Annotated in this window: 17 protein-coding genes; 12 read left to right on the top strand and 5 right to left on the bottom strand. The window is 70.9% G+C overall.

What is annotated here, in order from left to right; translation table 11 throughout:
* Positions 1–160 precede the first annotated feature (160 nt).
* On the bottom strand, positions 161–925 hold the full coding sequence (locus RB628_RS13665) for a hypothetical protein (RefSeq protein WP_318320657.1): 765 nt from the start codon (positions 923–925) through the stop codon (positions 161–163).
* A gap of 433 nt (positions 926–1,358) precedes the next feature.
* Here RB628_RS13665 and RB628_RS13660 point away from each other — a divergent pair, with 433 nt between their 5' ends.
* The 4 genes from RB628_RS13660 (at position 1,359) to RB628_RS13645 (ending at position 6,290) form a co-directional block, all read left to right on the top strand.
* A complete protein-coding gene (locus RB628_RS13660) occupies positions 1,359–1,751 on the top strand; it encodes a hypothetical protein (RefSeq protein ID WP_318320656.1) in 393 nt (130 codons plus the stop codon).
* A 222-nt stretch (positions 1,752–1,973) separates the two neighbouring features.
* On the top strand, positions 1,974–2,966 hold the full coding sequence (locus tag RB628_RS13655; protein WP_318320655.1) for an SCO0930 family lipoprotein: 993 nt from the start codon (positions 1,974–1,976) through the stop codon (positions 2,964–2,966).
* Positions 2,967–3,336: 370 nt separating this feature from the next.
* Positions 3,337–4,149, top strand: coding sequence for an SAM-dependent methyltransferase (locus RB628_RS13650; RefSeq protein WP_318320654.1), 813 nt, complete (start codon positions 3,337–3,339; stop codon positions 4,147–4,149).
* A complete protein-coding gene (locus RB628_RS13645; protein WP_318320653.1) occupies positions 4,146–6,290 on the top strand; it encodes a putative bifunctional diguanylate cyclase/phosphodiesterase in 2,145 nt (714 codons plus the stop codon). Before RB628_RS13650 ends, RB628_RS13645 begins: the two co-directional genes overlap by 4 nt.
* A 122-nt stretch (positions 6,291–6,412) precedes the next feature.
* On the opposite strand, the gene RB628_RS13640 is transcribed toward RB628_RS13645, so the two are convergent.
* Positions 6,413–7,297, bottom strand: coding sequence for a LysR family transcriptional regulator (locus RB628_RS13640; protein WP_318320652.1), 885 nt, complete (start codon positions 7,295–7,297; stop codon positions 6,413–6,415).
* A gap of 131 nt (positions 7,298–7,428) precedes the next feature.
* Here RB628_RS13640 and RB628_RS13635 point away from each other — a divergent pair, with 131 nt between their 5' ends.
* The 8 genes from RB628_RS13635 to RB628_RS13600 all read left to right on the top strand — a co-directional run bounded on the left by RB628_RS13635 (position 7,429) and on the right by RB628_RS13600 (position 16,020).
* Complete coding sequence (locus RB628_RS13635; RefSeq protein ID WP_318320706.1) at positions 7,429–8,100, top strand: succinate dehydrogenase; 672 nt, start codon at positions 7,429–7,431, stop codon at positions 8,098–8,100.
* Position 8,101: 1 nt separating this feature from the next.
* The gene (locus RB628_RS13630) at positions 8,102–10,054 is read left to right on the top strand and encodes a fumarate reductase/succinate dehydrogenase flavoprotein subunit (RefSeq protein WP_318320651.1); all 1,953 of its coding nucleotides are present in this window, start codon (positions 8,102–8,104) and stop codon (positions 10,052–10,054) included.
* Positions 10,051–10,800, top strand: a complete 750-nt coding sequence (locus RB628_RS13625) for a succinate dehydrogenase/fumarate reductase iron-sulfur subunit (protein WP_318320650.1) — start codon at positions 10,051–10,053, stop codon at positions 10,798–10,800. The genes RB628_RS13630 and RB628_RS13625 overlap by 4 nt, the downstream gene beginning before the upstream one ends.
* Before the next feature lie 270 nt (positions 10,801–11,070).
* Positions 11,071–11,844 (top strand): GNAT family N-acetyltransferase, encoded by a 774-nt coding sequence (locus RB628_RS13620; RefSeq protein ID WP_318320649.1) that lies wholly within the window; start codon positions 11,071–11,073, stop codon positions 11,842–11,844.
* A complete protein-coding gene (locus tag RB628_RS13615; RefSeq protein WP_318320648.1) occupies positions 11,844–12,635 on the top strand; it encodes a lysophospholipid acyltransferase family protein in 792 nt (263 codons plus the stop codon). The genes RB628_RS13620 and RB628_RS13615 overlap by 1 nt, the downstream gene beginning before the upstream one ends.
* A gap of 112 nt (positions 12,636–12,747) precedes the next feature.
* Positions 12,748–13,119: a hypothetical protein gene (locus RB628_RS13610; protein ID WP_412180649.1), complete on the top strand. Its 372-nt coding sequence runs from the start codon at positions 12,748–12,750 to the stop codon at positions 13,117–13,119.
* Between the two features lie 90 nt (positions 13,120–13,209).
* Entirely contained in the window at positions 13,210–13,749 is a 540-nt protein-coding gene (locus RB628_RS13605) for a hypothetical protein (protein ID WP_318320647.1), read from the top strand.
* 78 nt (positions 13,750–13,827) lie between these two features.
* Positions 13,828–16,020 carry a hypothetical protein gene (locus RB628_RS13600; RefSeq protein WP_318320646.1) on the top strand — a complete coding sequence of 731 codons (2,193 nt, stop codon included), beginning with the start codon at positions 13,828–13,830 and terminating at the stop codon, positions 16,018–16,020.
* 15 nt (positions 16,021–16,035) lie between these two features.
* On the opposite strand, the gene RB628_RS13595 is transcribed toward RB628_RS13600, so the two are convergent.
* The 3 genes from RB628_RS13595 to RB628_RS13585 form a co-directional block, all read right to left on the bottom strand.
* Complete coding sequence (locus tag RB628_RS13595) at positions 16,036–16,719, bottom strand: response regulator transcription factor (protein ID WP_318320645.1); 684 nt, start codon at positions 16,717–16,719, stop codon at positions 16,036–16,038.
* Positions 16,716–17,933, bottom strand: coding sequence for a sensor histidine kinase (locus RB628_RS13590; protein ID WP_318320644.1), 1,218 nt, complete (start codon positions 17,931–17,933; stop codon positions 16,716–16,718). The genes RB628_RS13595 and RB628_RS13590 overlap by 4 nt, the downstream gene beginning before the upstream one ends.
* 115 nt (positions 17,934–18,048) lie before the next feature.
* The coding region (locus RB628_RS13585) for an MMPL family transporter (RefSeq protein ID WP_318320643.1) at positions 18,049–18,341 on the bottom strand (293 nt) is incomplete at its 5' end.

Below are 18,341 nucleotides of genomic sequence, written 5' to 3'. Positions count from 1 at the left end.
GTGTGCGTACGCGCGATCGGTGTCGTGCGAATGGGGCACAGATATGGGCCGCTCGGGGGACCTCGTTGAGCGAGTCGGGGGACACGCGCGCGTGGCGGGTGTCCCCCGTGGGTGCGTCCGGTGAGGAACCGTCAGCCGGTTCCCGCCGATCCGCGGACGGTCAGCGGTCCGCGCCCGGAAAGAGCGTCAGGAACGGATCCGCCGTGGCGGTGATGCCGCGGCTGTAGGGCGCGTCGAAGTCCCAGATCAGGAAGAGCAGGAAGGCGATCAGGGTGGAGAACAGCCCGGCGAGGATCAGCTCGCGGGGCGTGCGGCGGATCTGGAGTGCGAAGATCATCCCGACCGTGATCATGGCTCCCGCGATCAGACCGAACCACACGACGCCGGGCATGGTCGGTCCGGTCGAGTCGGCGCGTGCAGTGCGAGCCTGGTCCGCCGTGGTCACCTGGTCGAGGAGCGGCTGGTAGGCCTGCGCCTGGAAGTCCGTCTTCGGCTCGTAGTCGGTCACGTCGGCACGGACACGGTCCAGCAGTTGGTCGCCGCGCTCGGTGACCCGCCCGTTGTCGGACATCTCCTTCCACTCGGTTTTGACGACGTGTCCGACATAGGCGTTGACGTCGGCCCGAATGCGGTCACGGACGTCCGGCGGATAGACCCGCACACGCTCGGAGATCTCGTGCAGTGCGTGGGCCTCGGTCGCGACGTGGTCCTGGGCGACGCCGCGCGCCTCCCAGACGCCGGCGATGGCCAGGCCCAGCACGATGGCGTAGACCACGCCGATCCACATCGTCATGTACTCGATCACGTCCGGAGTGTCGGACGGATCCTCGTCCTCCCGGGCCCTGCGGTCCCGTACGACGGTGATGAGGATGACGACCGCGCACGCGGCCGCGATCGCGACGGCGAGAACAAGCCATTCCGACAAGGGGATGTCTCCAAGGGGTCAGCGTGGACGCAGTGCGACGACGGCGATCAGCGCGGGCAAAGTGACGAGCAGGGTGAACGAGACCAGTGAAGGGCCACTGCGGGGGGTCCGTTTGTGGGCGGACGCGTGGTACGGCGGGTAGCTCACCGGAGTCGGTGACGCGGTCGGGCTCGGCTCCGGCGTGCGCGTCGTTGTGCGCGCGGGAGCGGGCGCGGGGGGTAGCGGCGGACTCGGGGTCGGCCGGGGTGCCGGGGCGGGTGGGGGAGCCGGTGGCTCCGGCGCCGGAGCCGGCGTCCGCGGGGGAGTGGGCTTGGGAGCAGGCGTCGGCGTCGGTGGTGGCGGAGGAGGTTCCGGCGTGGGCGTGGGCGTGGGCGTGGGCGTAGGTGTCGGTGGGGGAGTGGGGGTCGGTGGGGGAGTGGGAGTCGGTGAAGGTGTGGGTGTCGGGGTGGGGCAGGGCGGCGGTGGTGTCGGGGTCGGGCACCAGGAACCGGTGCCGACGACGACCGCCGTGCCGTTGCCGGTGACGACCGCTCCGCCGTTGCCCGCGCTGACCGACCAGCCGTCTCCGGTGGCCGGGGCGCCGGTGTCGGCCGTGACCGTGGCGGCGTTCCCGGTGACCGTCACCGACGTGTCGCCGCCCAGGCCGGTGGAGACGGAGACGCAGGTCGTCGCTGCGGCCGTGCCGCTCGGCACGCCGACGAGCAGCCAGGTCAGTGTCAGCAGCGCCAACACCCGTATGGCGAGGGCGAATCGGGTCCGTGTGGGTCCATACACGACGAAGATCATGTGGGCTGAGTGCACCCGCGTGCGCGGGAGCGCGAGGTGATTGCCCCGAACGAGTGACATTTGTCGTGCTGTGGTTTAGATCGCCTGTTCTAGGTGTGTCCGATGGTCCGACCGTGTGTGCGACGTGTGGCACGTGAGGCCACAGGGTTCGGAAAGAATTTTGTGCAGTGGTTGAACACAGTGACCACCCCCGCCCGTATTCAGAACCGTGCGGCGGCCCAACAGGGCGTCGCAACACCCTAATGATTACGGGGAGTACGTAATGAAGACCTCCTGGCGGAGCGCCTCACTCGTAGCGTCAGCTGCGGCCGTGCTGGCGCTGACGACGGCGTGCGGTCAGGACAACGGCGCCGACGCGAGCAGCCAGAACGTCGGCGCTGCGGCACCGGCCGCCGTTGGCGGAACCGTGGCCGGCACGAGCACGGCAGGCACGGGTACGGGTACCGGCACGGGTACGGGTACCGGCACGGATGCCACTGGAGAGCAGGCCGCCGCGGGCAACTCGGCCGCGGCCGGCCAGCTGAACGTGGTCGCCAGCGCGGAGATCGGCAAGGTGCTGGCAAGCGGCTCCGGTCGTACGATCTACCGCTTCGACGCGGACACGGCCGAACCGCCGAAATCCAACTGTGACGGTGACTGCGCCACCGCCTGGCCGCCGGTCCCGGCGGGCGATGTCACGGCTGGTGCCGGTATCGATGCCGCGCTGCTCGGCGAGGTGACCCGTGCCGACGGCGCCAAGCAGCTGACCGTCGGCGGCTGGCCGGCCTACTACTACGCCAAGGACACCGCGCCCGGTGACATCAAGGGCCAGGGCGTGGGAGGCAAGTGGTACGGCCTCGCTCCCGACGGCAAGAAGGCGACGCTGGCCTCGCTGCCCGGCCTGTCCACCCGCAACGACCCCAAGCTCGGTGAGATCGTCATCGACAAGAACGGCATGACCGTCTACCGGTTCCTGAAGGACACGCAGTGGCCGATGTCCACCAAGTGCACCGACGCGTGCCTGGAGAAGTGGCCCGTCGTCGCGCCGGTCGACGCTGAGGACACCAAGGGCATCGATCTGCAGGGGTCCACCCCCAACCGGGGCTACGTGGTCTTCGACCGTCCCGACGGAATCAAGCAGCAGTCCATCGACTGCGTACCGATCTACACCTTCGCCAACGACAAGGAGCCCGGCGACACCAACGGCCAGGGCGTCGGCGGCACCTGGTACGCCGTGGCACCCGACGGAAAGGCGATCGGGGCTCCGAACCAGTAGTAGGAAAAACCAGCTTCTTCAGGGGCCTGCTCCCTCCGTGTCGCACATTCTGTGCCGCACGGAGGGAGCAGGCCGCTTCGGCATGTCCGCAACGTGCCGGTGAGCGGGGTGATTTGCCACTGAATCGTCCCCGACTCGCCGTATTTCACCGGGAGTCGGCATCGACACTTCGTAACCCTTGCGAACTCTTTGGAATGCTCCGGATACTTTTCGTGGAGAGTTCGCGGTACGTCAATTCGGCACGTGCCGCAGGCAGTGACCGGGAACGGATGGTCAATTTCCGTTTCCGCTCGCCCCTTTGGCAGGCGATCAGTAACCTCAGCTCGAACACTGGAGCGCCAACGCCTGCCAACTCCTGGGAGAGAGATAGATGGAGCGTCCCGCCTGGGCCCCCCGGGGCATCGACATCTCGGTGCCGAGCGTTTCCCGGATCTACGACTTCTACCTGGGCGGTTCGCACAACTTCGAGGTCGACCGGGAAGCGGCCCGCAGGGCCATGGAGTTCATGCCGGGACTTCCGAAGATCATGCAGGCCAACCGCGCGTTCATGCGCCGGGCCGTCCGCTTCGCCGTCGCCGAGGGCATCACCCAGTTCCTCGACATCGGCTCCGGCATTCCCACCTTCGGCAGCGTCCACGAAGTGGCCCGGGAGGCCGCCCCCGAGGCACGGGTGATGTACGTCGACCACGACCCGGTTGCCGTCGCACACAGCCAGGCGGTCCTCGCGGGCAACGAGCACGCGGATGTCCTCGCCGCCGATCTGCGCAAGCCCCGGGAGATCCTGGACAGCCCCCGGGTGCGGGGCCTGATCGACCAGAACCGGCCAGTGGCCCTGCTTCTCGTTGCCATACTGCACTTCGTGGAAGACATGGACGACCCGTACGCGGCGGTCGCCGAGCTGCGCGACGCGCTGGCGCCCGGCAGCCTGCTCGTCCTGACGCACGCCTCGTACGAGGGAATCCCGCTGCCACCGGAGCGGGCCGGGGGCGCGGTCGACGTGTACAAGGACATTCGCAACCCGCTGGTCATGCGCTCGCGTGATGCGATCGCGCGGTTCTTCGAGGGGTACGACATGGTGGAACCGGGACTGGTGCCGATGCCGCGCTGGCGGCCGGAGACGGCTCCGGAGGACGAGGATCCGTACTCCTTCTCCGGATTCGCCGGCGTGGGGCGCAAGGCGTGACCGCCGCGCCGGACAGCCCCGAGGACAGACTGCGCAGGTTCGCGACCATCTGGAGCCGGGCGGTCTACCAGGTGACCTCCATGTCGCTCACCCGGCCGGAGTTCGAGGAGCAACTCCTGCCGCTCGCCGGAAGGTTGAGCCAGGCACTGCTGGCCAGGACGTTCGACGCCGAGGAGGGCCGGGCCGTCGGCGCCGCGCTGGTCTCCGCGCACTGCACCGACCCCGAGGCGCTCAGCCGCTCGCTCGACTGCGTGGACGCCTATCTGGTGCTGTACTGCGGCGAGGACGGCCCGCAGGAGGATCTGCGCGCCCGTTCGTCAAGGCTCCAGCACGCCATGGCCGCCGGATACGCCGGCGCGCTGCGCGACCGGACACTGGCCGAGCAGGAGGCGATCGCGTGGGCCGCGCAGAGTGCGCGCAGCGCGGTCGCCGAGGCGCTGCACGCCAGCGAGGCCCGTTTCCGCGCGGTCTTCGAGGGCGCGGCCATAGGTATCGGCATCGCCGACCTCGACGGGAACATCCTGCAGATCAACGGCGCGCTGCAACGCATGTTCGGCGGCTCGGAACAGGCCGTACGAGGCCGCAAGGTCACGGAGTGGACGCACCAGGACGACGCCCCCCAGGTCTGGCGGCTGTACGAGGAGCTCGTCCGCGGCGAGCGTGAGCACTACCATGTCGAGAAGGCGTTCCACCGCCCCGACGGAACGGTCCTGTGGACCAACCTCACGGTCTCCCTGCTGCGGGACGCCGACGGCCGGCCGCAGTACCAGCTGGCCCTGATGGAGGACACCACCGAGCGCAGGCTCCTCAACCTGCGGCTGCGGTACGAGGCCACGCACGACGCACTCACCGGGCTGCCCAACCGCACCCTGTTCTTCGAACGTCTGGAGAAGGCGGTGACGGCGGGCGAGGGTCAGCGCTTCGGCCTGTGCTATCTCGACCTCGACGGCTTCAAGACCATCAACGACAGCCTCGGTCACGCGGCCGGCGACCGGCTGCTCGTCGAGGTCGCCGACCGGCTGCAGTCCTGTGCGACCGCGCCGGGCGAGATGGTGGCCCGGCTGGGCGGCGACGAGTTCGTGGCGCTGACCACCGGCCCCGACACCGAGACCGAGGTCGACGAGCTCGCCGCGCGCATCATGCACGCGCTGATCGCCCCGGTCAGTGTCGACGGACGTGAGCTGACCGTGCGCGGCAGCATCGGCATCGTCGAGGGGCCGGCGGGGGAGCGGGGCCCGGCGGAAGTACTGCGCAGCGCCGACATCACCATGTACCGGGCGAAGTCGGCGGGCGGCAACCGCTTCGAACTGGCCGACCCCGAGGCCGACCTGAAGGCGATCACCCGCCACGGGCTCACCACGGCACTGCCGGCGGCCCTTGACCGGAGTGAGTTCTTCATCGAGTACCAGCCGCTGGTCCACCTCGGCGACGGCAGCGTCCGGGGGGCCGAGGCCCTGGTGCGCTGGCTGCACCCGCAGCACGGCGTCCTCGGCCCCGACCGCTTCATCCCGCTCGCCGAACACACCGGCCTGATCGTCCCGCTCGGCCGCTGGGTCCTGGAGGAGTCGGTGCGCCAGGCCCGCGACTGGCAGGAACGGTACGGGGGACACCCGGCCGGGGGCCCACTGCGCATCAACGTCAACCTGTCCCCGTGCCAGCTCACCCATCCCGGTCTGGTGCAGGACACGGTCGACATCCTCGAACGCGCGGGCCTCGAACCCGAGGTGCTGTGCCTGGAGGTGACGGAGTCGGCGTTGATCGGCGCCGACGACGACCTTCTCAAGCCCCTGCGCCGCCTGGCCGAAATGGGCGTGGACATCGCCCTGGACGACTTCGGCACCGGCTACTCGAACCTCGCCAACCTGCGCCGCCTCCCGGTGAGCATCCTCAAGCTCGACCGCTCCTTCACCCAGGGCATGCAGCAGTTCCCGGCGGACCCCGTCGACCTCAAGATCGTCGAGGGAATCGTCTCCCTCGCCCACAGCCTGAACCTCACGGTCACGGTCGAGGGCGTGGAAACGGGCGCCCAGGCGGAACAACTCCGCATACTCGGCTGCGACACAGCCCAGGGCTGGTACTACGCCCGCCCGGGCCCACCGGAACGCCTGCACGACCTGGTTCTGGCGGACGCGACGGGGTGAGACGCGCCCCGACAGGGGCGCGAGGCTGTGACATCTGCGGCTCCGCCGCGGGGCGCGACCAGCCACGTACCACCCGAGCTGCAAGCACAACCCCCGCGCCCCCCGGTCAGCGCAGCGCACACTCACCGCTCAAGCAACATCCGCTGCAACTCCCGTGCAGCCCGCGGCGGAGCCACATCGCTGCGGTGGGCCAGCGCGATCGCGCGGAACAGCCCGGGACGGGCCAGGGGCGTCACCCGTAGCCCGCGCCCCGACCGGCTGGCCACCATGCGCGGTACGACGGCCACGCCCAGCCCCGCCCGCACAAACCCCAGCACCGCGTCCATCTCCCCGCCCTCCACTGCGAACTCGGGCTCGAACCCGGCGGAGCGGCACGCGGCCACGGTCAGTTCCCGCAGGTCGTAGCCGTGGCGGAACATCACCAGACGCTCGCCCTCCAGGTCGGCGACGCGGACGGTCCGCCGGCCCCGGCCGGGTGCGGGCGCCTCCGGGGACGACACCACCACCAGGTCCTCGCGCAGGACCTCCAGTGTGGTCAGCGCCGGGGACGGGGTCGGCAGCGGGAGGACGACCAGGGCCAGGTCCAGGGCGCCGCGCGCCAGTTCCCGTACGAGGTCGTGCGAGCCGCCCTCCTCGATCAGCAGCCGGATGCCCGGATAGCGGTCGTGGAAGGCGCGCAGCACCTCCGGCAGCAGTCCCGTGCACACGCTCGGGGTCGCGCCCAGACGGATCCGGCCGGCCCGGAGGTGGACCAGTTCCTGCACCTCGTGCCGGGCCGTGTCCGCGTCGGCCAGGATGCGCCGGGCCAGCGGAAGGAGCGCCTCGCCGGCGTCCGTGAGCGTGATGTTGCCGCGCGCCCGCAGGAACAGTTCGGCCCCCAACTCCCGTTCCAGCGACTTGATCTGCTGGGACAGTGACGGCTGCGCGACATGCACGCGATCCGCGGCGCGGGTGAAGTGCCGGGTCTCCGCGACCGCCACGAAGTACTGGAGCTGCTGGAACTGCATGCGTCCAGGATAGGACTTGCATAGGCACTGTCTATGGAAACAAGCCGGACCATGTCTTGGACCGATCGGGGTTCCCCGGCCTAGCGTCTTGGCCCATGGCTCTGGCAACGCGGACGGACCGACGGTCCTCCATGGCACGCACGGTGTGGGACAGCTCCGTCGGCAAGAAGGCCGTGATGGCCGTGAGCGGCCTGATCATGCTGCTGTATCTCGTCGTCCACATGATCGGCAACCTGAAGATCTTCTTCGGGCCCGGCGAGTTCAACCTCTACGCCCACTGGCTGCGCACGGTCGGCGAGCCCTTCATGCACCACGAGTGGACGCTCTGGCTCGTCCGCGGCGTGCTGGTGGCAGCCGTCGTCGCCCACGCCACCTCCGCCTACCAGCTCAGCCGCCGTGACATCCGGGCCAGGCCGGGCAAGTACGTGCACAAGAAGGCACGGGCGAGCTATGCCACACGCACCATGCGCTGGGGCGGGACCATCCTCGCCCTCTTCATCGTCTGGCACATCCTGGACCTGACCACCGGCACCGTCCACCCGGGCGGCTTCCAGGCGGGCCATCCCTACCAGAACGTCGTCGACACCTTCTCCACCTGGTACGGCAACGTCATCTACATCGTCGCGATGCTCGCCCTCGGCCTGCACATCCGGCACGGCTTCTGGAGCGCCGCCCAGACCCTCGGCGTCGGCAACCGCACCCGCGACCGCGCCCTCAAGTCCGTCGCAGGCGTCCTCGCGCTGCTGCTCACGGCCGGTTTCCTCGCCGTACCCGTGGGCGTCATGACCGGAGTGGTGAGCTGAAATGACCTCTGAATACACCGAGTTCACGACCGGTGAGCCGCTTGCCGACCACAAGGCGCCCGCCGGCCCCGTCAACGAGCGCTGGGACACGCGCCGTTTCGAGGCCAGGCTGGTCAACCCCGCCAACCGGCGCAAGCACACCGTCATCGTCGTCGGCACCGGGCTGGCGGGCGGCTCCGCCGGGGCCACGCTCGCCGAACAGGGCTACCACGTCGTCCAGTTCTGCTACCAGGACTCCCCGCGCCGCGCCCACTCGATCGCCGCCCAGGGCGGCATCAACGCGGCGAAGAACTACCGTAACGACGGCGACTCGGTGCACCGGCTGTTCTACGACACCGTCAAGGGCGGTGACTTCCGCGCCCGCGAGTCGAACGTGCACCGACTGGCGCAGATCTCCGTCGAGATCATCGACCAGTGCGTCGCCCAGGGAGTGCCCTTCGCCCGCGAGTACGGCGGACTGCTCGACACCCGCTCCTTCGGCGGCGTCCAGGTCTCGCGGACCTTCTACGCCCGCGGCCAGACCGGCCAGCAACTGCTCCTCGGTGCCTACCAGGCCCTGAGCAGGCAGATAGCCGCCGGGAACATCGAGATGCACGCGCGTACCGAGATGCTCGACCTGATCGTCGTGGACGGGCGGGCCCGGGGAATCGTCGCCCGTGACCTGATCACCGGTGAGCTCTCCAGCCACTTCGCGGACGCCGTCGTTCTCGCCTCCGGCGGCTACGGAAACGTCTTCCACCTCTCGACGAACGCCATGAACTCCAACGCCACCGCCGTCTGGCGGGCGCACCGGCGTGGCGCCCACTTCGCCAACCCCTGTTTCACCCAGATCCATCCGACCTGCATCCCGCGCACCGGAGACCACCAGTCCAAGCTCACCCTGATGAGCGAGTCGCTGCGCAACGACGGCCGGATCTGGGTGCCGAAGGCCAAGGGGGACCAGCGGCCCGCGAACGAGATCCCCGAGGACGAGCGCGACTACTACCTGGAGCGTATCTACCCCTCCTTCGGCAACCTGGTGCCGCGCGACATCGCCTCCCGCGCCGCCAAGAACGTGTGCGACCAGGGGCGGGGTGTCGGACCCGGCGGGCAGGGCGTCTACCTCGACTTCGCCGACGCCGTCCGGCGGATGGGACGCAAGGCCGTCGAGGAGAAGTACGGCAACCTCTTCGACATGTACGCGCGGATCACCGCCGAGGACCCGTACACGGTCCCGATGCGGATCTATCCCGCCGTGCACTACACGATGGGCGGCCTCTGGGTCGACTACGACCTTCAGACCACCGTCCCCGGCCTGTTCGCGATCGGCGAGGCCAACTTCTCCGACCACGGCGCGAACCGGCTCGGCGCCTCCGCGCTGATGCAGGGCCTGGCCGACGGCTACTTCGTCCTCCCGGCCACCATCAACGACTACCTCGCCCGCAACCCCGGATATGATCCCGTCGACAGTCAACACCCTGTCGTACAGGAGGTGCTGGCGGACACCGAGGACCGGCTGAACCTCCTCCTCTCCGTCGACGGCGACCGCACCCCCGACTCCTTCCACCGCGAACTCGGCGAACTGATGTGGGAGTTCTGCGGTATGGCCCGGAGCGACAGCGGGCTGCGCAAGGCCCTCGAACGTATCCCGCTGATCCGCGAGGAGTTCTGGCGGCGGATCAAGGTCCCGGGCACGGGCGAGGAGTTCAACCAGTCGCTGGAGAAGGCGAACCGCATCGTCGACCACCTGGAGCTCGCCGAGCTGATGTGCCTCGACGCCCTGCACCGCGCCGAGTCCTGCGGCGGCCACTTCCGCGAGGAGTCCCAGACCTCCGACGGCGAAGCCGCCCGCGACGACGACAGGTTCGCCTACGCGGCAGCCTGGGAGTTCACAGGTACGGGCTCTGCCCCCGTCCTCCACAAGGAAGACCTCGTCTTCGAGTACGTCCACCCCACCCAGCGGAGCTACGCATGAAGCTCACCCTGCGCGTCTGGCGGCAGCGCAACGCCGACGCCGACGGCGCCATGTCCACGTACGAGGTGGACGGCGTCTCGGCCGACATGTCCTTCCTGGAGATGCTCGACACCCTCAACGAGGAACTCATCCTCAGGGGCGAGGACCCGGTCGCCTTCGACCACGACTGCCGTGAGGGCATCTGCGGCGCGTGCTCGCTCGTCATCAACGGCGACGCGCACGGACCCGAGCGCACCACCACCTGCCAGCTCCACATGCGGTCCTTCGAGGACGGCGACACGATCGACGTCGAGCCGTGGCGCGCCGCCGCCTTCCCCGTGGTGAAGGACCTGGTCGTGGACCGGTCCGCCTTCGACCGGATCATCCAGGCCGGCGGCTACGTCACCGCCCCGACCGGCGCCGCCCCCGAGGCCCACGCCACCCCCGTACCGAAGCCGGACGCCGACTTCGCTTTCGAGCACGCCGAGTGCATCGGCTGCGGGGCCTGTGTGGCCGCCTGCCCGAACGGGGCGGCGATGCTCTTCACCTCCGCCAAGGTCAACCACCTGAACGTGCTGCCGCAGGGCGCGCCCGAGCGGGAGACACGGGTGCTGGACATGGTCGCGCAGATGGACGAGGAGGGCTTCGGCGGCTGCACCCTCGCCGGGGAGTGCGCCACCGCCTGCCCGAAGGGCATCCCCCTCGTCTCCATCACCGCGATGAACAGGGAGTGGCTGCGCGCGACCCGCAAGGCGGGCAGCAGATAGCCGCCACCCCGGGAGGTGACCGCCTCCCCACCGGGAGGTTGCGGCCTCCTTACCAGGACGTTCGCCGACAAGGTGCGGACGGGCGGGACCGGGAGTGGTGCTCATTGCCGGTCCCGTCAGGCACCCCTGGCATTCAGCAAGCTCACACCCGCTCTCTCTGCGAGAGTCACGCGCCGGACAGCCGCGGTCGGAAGAACTGATGCGGCCGGACGTAACGGGACCGGCCAGCTCGCCGCCTCGCCGTCCCCGGCCCGTGACCAGGAGAGAGCCATGACCGGCGTTTCCACCATCGAACGTCCCCCGCTCCCCGCCGCACCCACCCGCTACACCGTCACCCTCGCCCGCGACGAGGACGACGTACGAGCCGCCCAGCGGCTGCGCCACGACGTCTTCGCCGGTGAGCTCGGCGCCCTGCTGTCCTCCCCCCAGCACGGCCTCGACATCGATCCCTTCGACGCGTACTGCGATCACCTGCTGGTCCGCGACACGCTCACCGGCCAGGTCGTCGGCACCTACCGGCTGCTGCCCCCGGAGCGGGCCGTGATCGCCGGACGCCTGTACTCCGAGGGCGAGTTCGACCTCTCCCCGCTCGACGCGATCCGCCCCGGCCTCGTCGAGGTCGGCCGCTCCTGCGTCCACCCCGACCACCGCGACGGCACGGTCATCGGCCTCATCTGGGCCGGGATCGCCCGCTACATGGTCGACCGCGGCCACGAATGGCTGGCCGGCTGCTGCTCCCTCCCGCTCTCCGACGGCGGCACGCTCGCCGCCGGCACCTGGGACCGCGTCCAGGCCAAGAACCTGGCCCCGGAGGAGTTCCGGGTACGCCCGCTGCTGCCCTGGTCCGCCGAGGGTGTCACCCGGCCCACCGGCCGCACCGAACTGCCCCCGCTGCTGCGCGGCTACGTCCGCCTCGGCGCCTGGGTCTGCGGTGAGCCTGCCCACGATCCGGACTTCGGCGTCGCCGACCTGTACGTGCTGCTGTCGATGCGCCGGATCAACCAGCGCTATCTGCGGCACTTCCTCTCCCTCGTCCCGGCCTGATGAGCGTCTGGCTGCCCAGCGCGCCCTGCACCCCGAGGGCGTGCGTGGAGACGACGGGTTCCACGACGGCCCCACCCCTGGCCGTGCTGCGACTGGTGACTGTCCTGGTCGTCCTGCTCGCGGGGATCATGCTGTGTCCGCTCGGCAGGAAGATCCCTTCCGAGTGGGTGCGGCGCTGGGCCCGGACCGTCGTGCGGGCAGCGGGGGTCCGGCTCCGGGTGAGCGGCGCCACCGCGCCCACCGGGGGTGTGCTGCTGGTCGCCAACCACATCTCGTGGCTGGACATCCCGCTGCTGGCCGCCGTACGACCGGCCAGGATGCTGGCCAAGGCCGAGATCCGGCGGTGGCCGGTGGCGGGCGCCCTGACCGCGAGCAGCGGTGCGCTGTTCATCGAGCGCGACCGTCTGCGGGCCCTGCCGCAGACGGTCGCGAAGATCGCCGACGCGCTGCGCGACGGCACGGCGGTCGTCGCCTTCCCCGAGGGCAGCACCTGGTGCGGCAAGGCCCAGGGCCGCTTCCGCCGGGCCGTGTTCCAGGCCGCGCTGGATGCCGGGGTACCCGTCCAGCCGGTGCGTCTGCACTACCGGCTCGCCGGCGGAGGGGCCGGCACGGCGGCCGCCTTCGTGGGCGAGGACTCGCTGCTCACGTCGGTGTGGCGGGTGGTGTCGGCGCGCGGGCTGGTGGCGGAGGTCGACGTGCGGGACGCCATAGCGCCGGGGAGCCAACCGGACCGGCGTGCCCTGGCCAGAGCGGCCCAGCCGCCGCAACTGGGGCCGCATCAGCCGCGGTGACTGTTCAGCGGGCGGCGCGGTGATGCTGTTGTGATGTGTGGTTGCGCCGGGTGGGTGGGTTGGTGGGGCTGGTAGCGGGCCGGGGCTGTTGTGGTGCTGGTGTTGTCGCAGGGTGCGATGTCGCACTGGTTGTGCCTGGCCGGCCTGTTGCTCCCGGGCCGGCATCGGCTGCGGTGATCTGTTCAGTGAGTTCTCCATCGTCATCGCGGGCCTCGCGGTCACCGCCGGCATCGAGTCCGACCTCGGCCCGCTGGCCACGGCGTACGTCCTGATCCTGGTCGTCGCCGGCCCGCTCACAGCGCGCTGGACCGAGCCCCTGGCCGCCCGCGTGGGCGCGTGGCGGGCCCGCCCGAGCCCGCAGGCCACGGCATCGCCGGACGGCGGTGCCCACGGGCGTCGGCGACTGACCACCTGGGAAGCCACCCCCCCCTGCGGTGGGTGGCTTCGCCGATTCCGCAACTGCCTTGTCCCCTTGGGAGGTTGATGTGCCCTTTGCTTCCCGTTGACATTCCCCGCACCGTGAAGTTAGGTATGCCTTACCTAATTACCGGTCAGGAAAGGTGTTCATTCGATCATGAGAGCTCTGCTGTCCGCACGCCCCGCCGCCCGTACCGGCCTCGCCGTCGTCGCGTCCGCCGCGCTCACCCTGGGGCTCGCCACCTCGGCGTCCGCCGCCACCGCGACCCGCACCGTCGTCGACGGCAGCACCACCTACAGCCTGTCGCTGACCGCGCCGGACACGGCCGCCGCGGCCGGCCAGGTCATCACCGTCACGGGCAGTGGCTACAACACGAGCCAGGGCATCTACGTAGGTCTGTGCGCGGTGGACGGCGACCCGGGCGTGAACAAGCCGACCCCCTGCCTCGGCGGCCAGGACGAGAGCGGTTCGACCGGCGCCTCGCACTGGATCAACAACACCTTCGGCGGCCTGTTCGCCAACAGCTCCACGTTCGGTACCGGCGGCACCTTCAGCGTGCAGATCTACGTCAAGGCCACCCTCGACGACGGCCAGGTCTGCGGCGAGGACGTCACCTGCGCCGTCGTCACCCGCGCGGACCATTTCGACACCAACGACCGCAAGTACGACGTCCACGCCCCGGTCGCCTTCCAGTAGCCGTCCCGCAGTCCTCGTACGGGCCCGGCCGGTCGCTACCCGGCCGGGCCCCGTACGTGACTCGTCCCCGAGGACCCCATGACACGCTCACGCCGCAGACTCCGGGCGGCGGCCTCGCTGTCCGCCGCCTCCGCCCTCTCGCTCGCCGCTCTCGGCCCCGGCTCCGGCGCCCAGGCCGCCGACACGCCGAAAACCGCCCTCGGCAAAGAGGGCCAGCGGCTCACCGTCTCCGCCTCCGCCGGCCTCGCGCCCGGCGGCGAGACCATCCAGGTCACCGGCGCGGGATACGACGGGACCAAGGGCATCTATGTCGCCCTCTGCAAGGACAACGGCGACAACCGCGTCCCCAGCCCCTGCCTGGGCGGCGCCGACACCTCCGGCGACGGCGCGTCCTCGCGCTGGATCGTCCCCGAGGGCGACACCTACGAGGGCGACCTCGCCGTCGCGTACGGCGACGGCGGCACCTTCGACGTGACCCTCGGCATCAAGGCCGCGGGCGACGGCCTCGACTGCGCCGAGGTGTCCTGCGCGATCGTCACCCGCGTCGACCACCGGGGCAGCGGCGACCGTTCCCAGGACGTGCGCGTCCCCGTCACCTTCACCGGCCAGGACCCCGGCAGCGGCGGCGAGGGCGTCGGCGTACCCGCAGGGACCGTCAGCTACCGGCAGGCGGCCGGGTTCACCACCACCGGAAAACCACTGGACGTGCTCCTGCACCCCGACTCCGGGAAGCTGTACGTCGGTTCGGACAACCTCGCCGACACCGCCGACGTGGACGAGCGCGGCCTGTACGTCCTCGACCCGGCCGACGGCACCGTCCGCAGCCACATCAGCCAGGCCCCCGGAACGGGCGGCGTCCCGCGCACCGCGGCCGCCGCACAGCTCGCCGCCGCACTCCCCGGGGACGGCGTCCTCTACCGCTACCCCCTGCGCGGCATCGGTACGGCGAAGGACGGCGACCAGAGCGCGAAGGGCGTCTGGCTGACCGGCGCGACGATCACCGACCTCGCTCCCGGCACCGCGGCCGACACCGTGCTGGTCACCCAGGGCGCCACCCTCTCCGAGCTGGAGACGGCCACCGGTACCGTCCGCCGCACCCTCACCCTGGACGGTGGACGCCGGCTCGCCGTCGACTCCGCCCGGGCCGCCGTCTGGTCCACGGGGGCCTCCGGCGGACAACTGCGCCGCGTCGACACCGGTACCTTCGCCGTCACGGCCACCGCCCAACTCCCGGACGTGTCCATCGGGTTCGTGGAGACCGACCCCGCCACCGGCAACGTCTGGGTGGGCGCGGGCGGTTCGGTCCTCGTCTTCGGTCCGGACGCGAAACTCCTCGCCGCCGTCGAGGGCACCGACGAGGCCGCTGCCGCCGCCCTCGACCCGTCGACGGGCCGTGCGTTCGTGGTCCGGCAGGACAACGGGGACACGGGCAGCGGCGGCGACAACAACGGGTCGCTCGCCGTGTACGACATGACGACCTACGAGGCCGCCGTCGAGGCGGTCCCGCTGCTGGGCAACCACTCCCAGCTCGGTTCGGCCGCGATCACCGTCGCCGCCGGCGGTACGACGCTCTACGTGACCAGCCCCGCCGAGGGCAAGGTCGTCAGACTGGACCGGTTCGTGTCGCCGAAGGCCGTCCAGGCACCGACGGACCAGACGGTCACGGCCGGCGACACGGTCACCCTCATCGCGCAGGCGGAGGGCACCCCGGAACCGACCGTGCGCTGGCAGGTCAGCACGGACGGGGCCCAGACCTGGCAGGACGTGCCGGGTGCGACCGGGACCACGTACGCCTTCACCGCCGAGGCCGGTCACGACGGCCACCGCTACCGCGCCGAGTTCACCAACACGGCCGGCACCACCCGCACCGCGCCCGTCACCCTCACCGTGACCGCCGGGGCGGGCACCGGAGGCGACTCGGGCGGGGACAGTGGTGGAGACACGGGCGGCGACGGCGGGACGACAGGCGCCACCGGCGGCAGCACGACCGGCGGCAGCACGACGGGCGGCGGTACGACGGGCGGCGGTACGACGGGCGGCAGCACCACGGGGGGCACCGGCACCACCGGTGTCTCGGGCTCGGCCACCTCCGCCACGGGCTCCACCACCGGCGGCACCACGGCCACCGGCGGCAGCCTCGCCTCCACCGGCGTCGGCGCTCTGGGGACGGCCATCGCCGCGGCAGCACTCACCGCGGCCGGCGTGATCGTGTACCGCCGTGGCCGGGGGAAGGGAGCCGGCGGGCCCGGCCGGGCCGGCGAAACGGACTGACCGCCGCCTCGCGCCTCAGGACGGCTGCGGCGGAAGGGCCCGCACCAGGCCCGACTGGTAGGCGATGACGACCAGTTGGGCCCGATCGCGGGCACCCAGCTTCGTCATCGCGCGGTGCACATGCGTACGGACGGTCAGCGGGCTGACGTACAGCTTCTCCGCGATCTCGTCGTTCGACCCGCCCTCGGCCGCCAGGCACATCACCTCCCGTTCGCGGGTGGTGAGTGCCGCGAGCGCCTCCGGGGTCGCCAACTGGGTGCCCGGTGCGGGGGAGTTGAGGAAGCGGGTGATGAGGGTGCGCGTGGCGTTGGGGGAGAGGAGGGAGTCGCCGGCGGCCACCGTGCGGATGCCGTCGAGCAGGGCCTCGGCGGTGACGTCCTTGCCGAGGAAACCGCTGGCGCCGGCCCGCAGCGCCTGGGCCACGTACTCGTCCGTCTCGAACGTCGTCAGGATCAGTACGCGCGTCGCGGACAGCTCCGGGTCGGCGCAGATCGCGGCGGTGGCGGCCAGACCGTCGGTACCGGGCATTCGGATGTCCATGAGGACCACGTCGGGGAGGTGCGTGCGGGTCAGCTCGACCGCCTCCCGGCCGTCGGTGGCCTCGTCGAGCACCGTCATGTCGGCCTCGGAGTCGATCAGGATCCGGAACGTCGCCCGGAGCAGGGCCTGGTCGTCGGCGAGCAGGACGCGAATGGTCATGAGGTGCGCTCTTCTTCTTCCGAGGGCTGGGGGTAGAGGGGCAGCGCGGTGGAGACCTCGTAACCGCCCTCCGGGCGGTGTCCTGCCTCCAGCCTGCCGCCGACGGACCGGGCGCGCTCACGCATCCCGATGAGACCGAAACCACGCGCCGGCACGGGTACGGCGGGACCGGCGGGGACGGTGGCGGTGGCGTTGTTGGTGACCGTGATGGTCAGCCGGTCGGCCGAGTACGCGAGTCGCACGCACGCCGTCGCTCCGACGGCATGCTTGGTGATGTTGGTGAGCGCCTCCTGCACGATCCGGAACGCCGTCAGTTCCACCCCCGGGGACAGCGGGCGCTCCTTGCCCACGGTGGTGAGGGCGACCCCGACCCCGGCGGACCGGACGGTGTCGACCAGCTCGGGGAGCCGGGAGAGCCCGGGGGCCGGTTCCAGGGGGGCATCGACGTCGTCGGCGTGGCGCAGCAGCCCGACGGTGGCCTTGAGCTCGCGCAGCGCCGACGAGGTGGTGCCGGTGAGGTCGTTCAGCATCCTCCGGGTCTGCTCGGGGTTGCTGCGCGCGAGATGCGCGGCGGTGGTCGCCTGGGCGTTGGCCAGGGCCAGATGGTGGGCGACGACGTCGTGCAGCTCCCGGGCGATGCGTATCCGCTCCTCCGTCACCCGGTGGCGGGCCTCCTCGTCGCGGGTCCGCTCGGCGTGCTCGGCGCGGGTGTGCACGGCGTCCAGGTAGGCGTGGCGCATGCGGCGGGCGCTGCCGGTGGCGACCGGGACCAGCACATAGGCGATGGGGGCGACCGTCTTGAGGACGAGCGGGTGGTCGACCGGGTCGAGGATCGTGGCCGTGGCCACCAGTGTGACGATCATGCCCACGCAGTAGAAGCGCGTCGTCCGGCGGTCGGTGAGGACCGCCAGCCAGTAGACCGCCACCATGGCGGGGGCCAGCATCAGCACGGTGAGCAGATAGCCGAGCGCGCTCGCCGTCATGGCGCAGAGCGTGGTCACCATGACGGCCGTACGCGGATGACTGCGGCTCAGCAGCACGCCCGCGCACGCGTTGACGGCGATGACCGCGGCGGGCCACAGGCCCTCGCGCCGGCCGGCACCCGGCAGGGTGATCTCGGCGCCGACCAGGAAGAGGACGAACAGCGTCACGACGGTCACCGTGTCGACGACACGGGGATGGCGCGCGATGAAACGCTCGATGTTGGTGCTCATCGGTTCTCTCCGGTCAAAGGGCGTGGACCCATGGTCCACGACAGCCCGTCACGACGTCCGGCGAGGGCCGCCCGTGTGTCCAGCACGGGCGGCCCCCGGGGCGTACGGTCGAATGTCAGACCTGGACCGCCTCCCGGTCTGCCGTACCGTCCGCCCCGTTCTCGGGTGTTGCCGCCCGGTGCGTGAGCGCCTCGCCCTCCACGTCGACCTTCGGCAGCACCCTGTCCAGCCAGCCCGGCATCCACCAGGCGGCCTTGCCGAGGAGAGCGAGTACGGCGGGGACCAGGGCCATCCGGACGACGAAGGCGTCGAACAGGACGGCCACGGCCAGTCCGAAGCCGATCATCTTGATGATGGACTCGCCGGCTCCGATGAACCCGGAGAAGACGGCCATCATGATCAGCGCGG

This window comes from Streptomyces sp. ADMS (genome assembly GCF_033441795.1).
Lineage (GTDB): Bacteria > Actinomycetota > Actinomycetes > Streptomycetales > Streptomycetaceae > Streptomyces.
This window is presented reverse-complemented; position numbering and strand designations above follow the sequence as displayed.

Excerpts from the sequence above, each read along its gene's own strand:
- RB628_RS13615 (WP_318320648.1), top strand. The coding sequence starts at position 11,844 with ATGAGCGTCTGGCTGCCCAGCGCGCCCTGCACCCCGAGGGCGTGCGTG.
- RB628_RS13655 (WP_318320655.1), top strand. The coding sequence starts at position 1,974 with ATGAAGACCTCCTGGCGGAGCGCCTCACTCGTAGCGTCAGCTGCGGCC.
- RB628_RS13630 (WP_318320651.1), top strand. The coding sequence starts at position 8,102 with ATGACCTCTGAATACACCGAGTTCACGACCGGTGAGCCGCTTGCCGAC.
- RB628_RS13650 (WP_318320654.1), top strand. The coding sequence starts at position 3,337 with ATGGAGCGTCCCGCCTGGGCCCCCCGGGGCATCGACATCTCGGTGCCG.
- RB628_RS13635 (WP_318320706.1), top strand. The coding sequence starts at position 7,429 with ATGGCACGCACGGTGTGGGACAGCTCCGTCGGCAAGAAGGCCGTGATG.
- RB628_RS13595 (WP_318320645.1), bottom strand. The coding sequence starts at position 16,719 with ATGACCATTCGCGTCCTGCTCGCCGACGACCAGGCCCTGCTCCGGGCG.
- RB628_RS13590 (WP_318320644.1), bottom strand. The coding sequence starts at position 17,933 with ATGAGCACCAACATCGAGCGTTTCATCGCGCGCCATCCCCGTGTCGTC.
- RB628_RS13625 (WP_318320650.1), top strand. The coding sequence starts at position 10,051 with ATGAAGCTCACCCTGCGCGTCTGGCGGCAGCGCAACGCCGACGCCGAC.
- RB628_RS13600 (WP_318320646.1), top strand. The coding sequence starts at position 13,828 with ATGACACGCTCACGCCGCAGACTCCGGGCGGCGGCCTCGCTGTCCGCC.
- RB628_RS13605 (WP_318320647.1), top strand. The coding sequence starts at position 13,210 with ATGAGAGCTCTGCTGTCCGCACGCCCCGCCGCCCGTACCGGCCTCGCC.
- RB628_RS13620 (WP_318320649.1), top strand. The coding sequence starts at position 11,071 with ATGACCGGCGTTTCCACCATCGAACGTCCCCCGCTCCCCGCCGCACCC.
- RB628_RS13640 (WP_318320652.1), bottom strand. The coding sequence starts at position 7,297 with ATGCAGTTCCAGCAGCTCCAGTACTTCGTGGCGGTCGCGGAGACCCGG.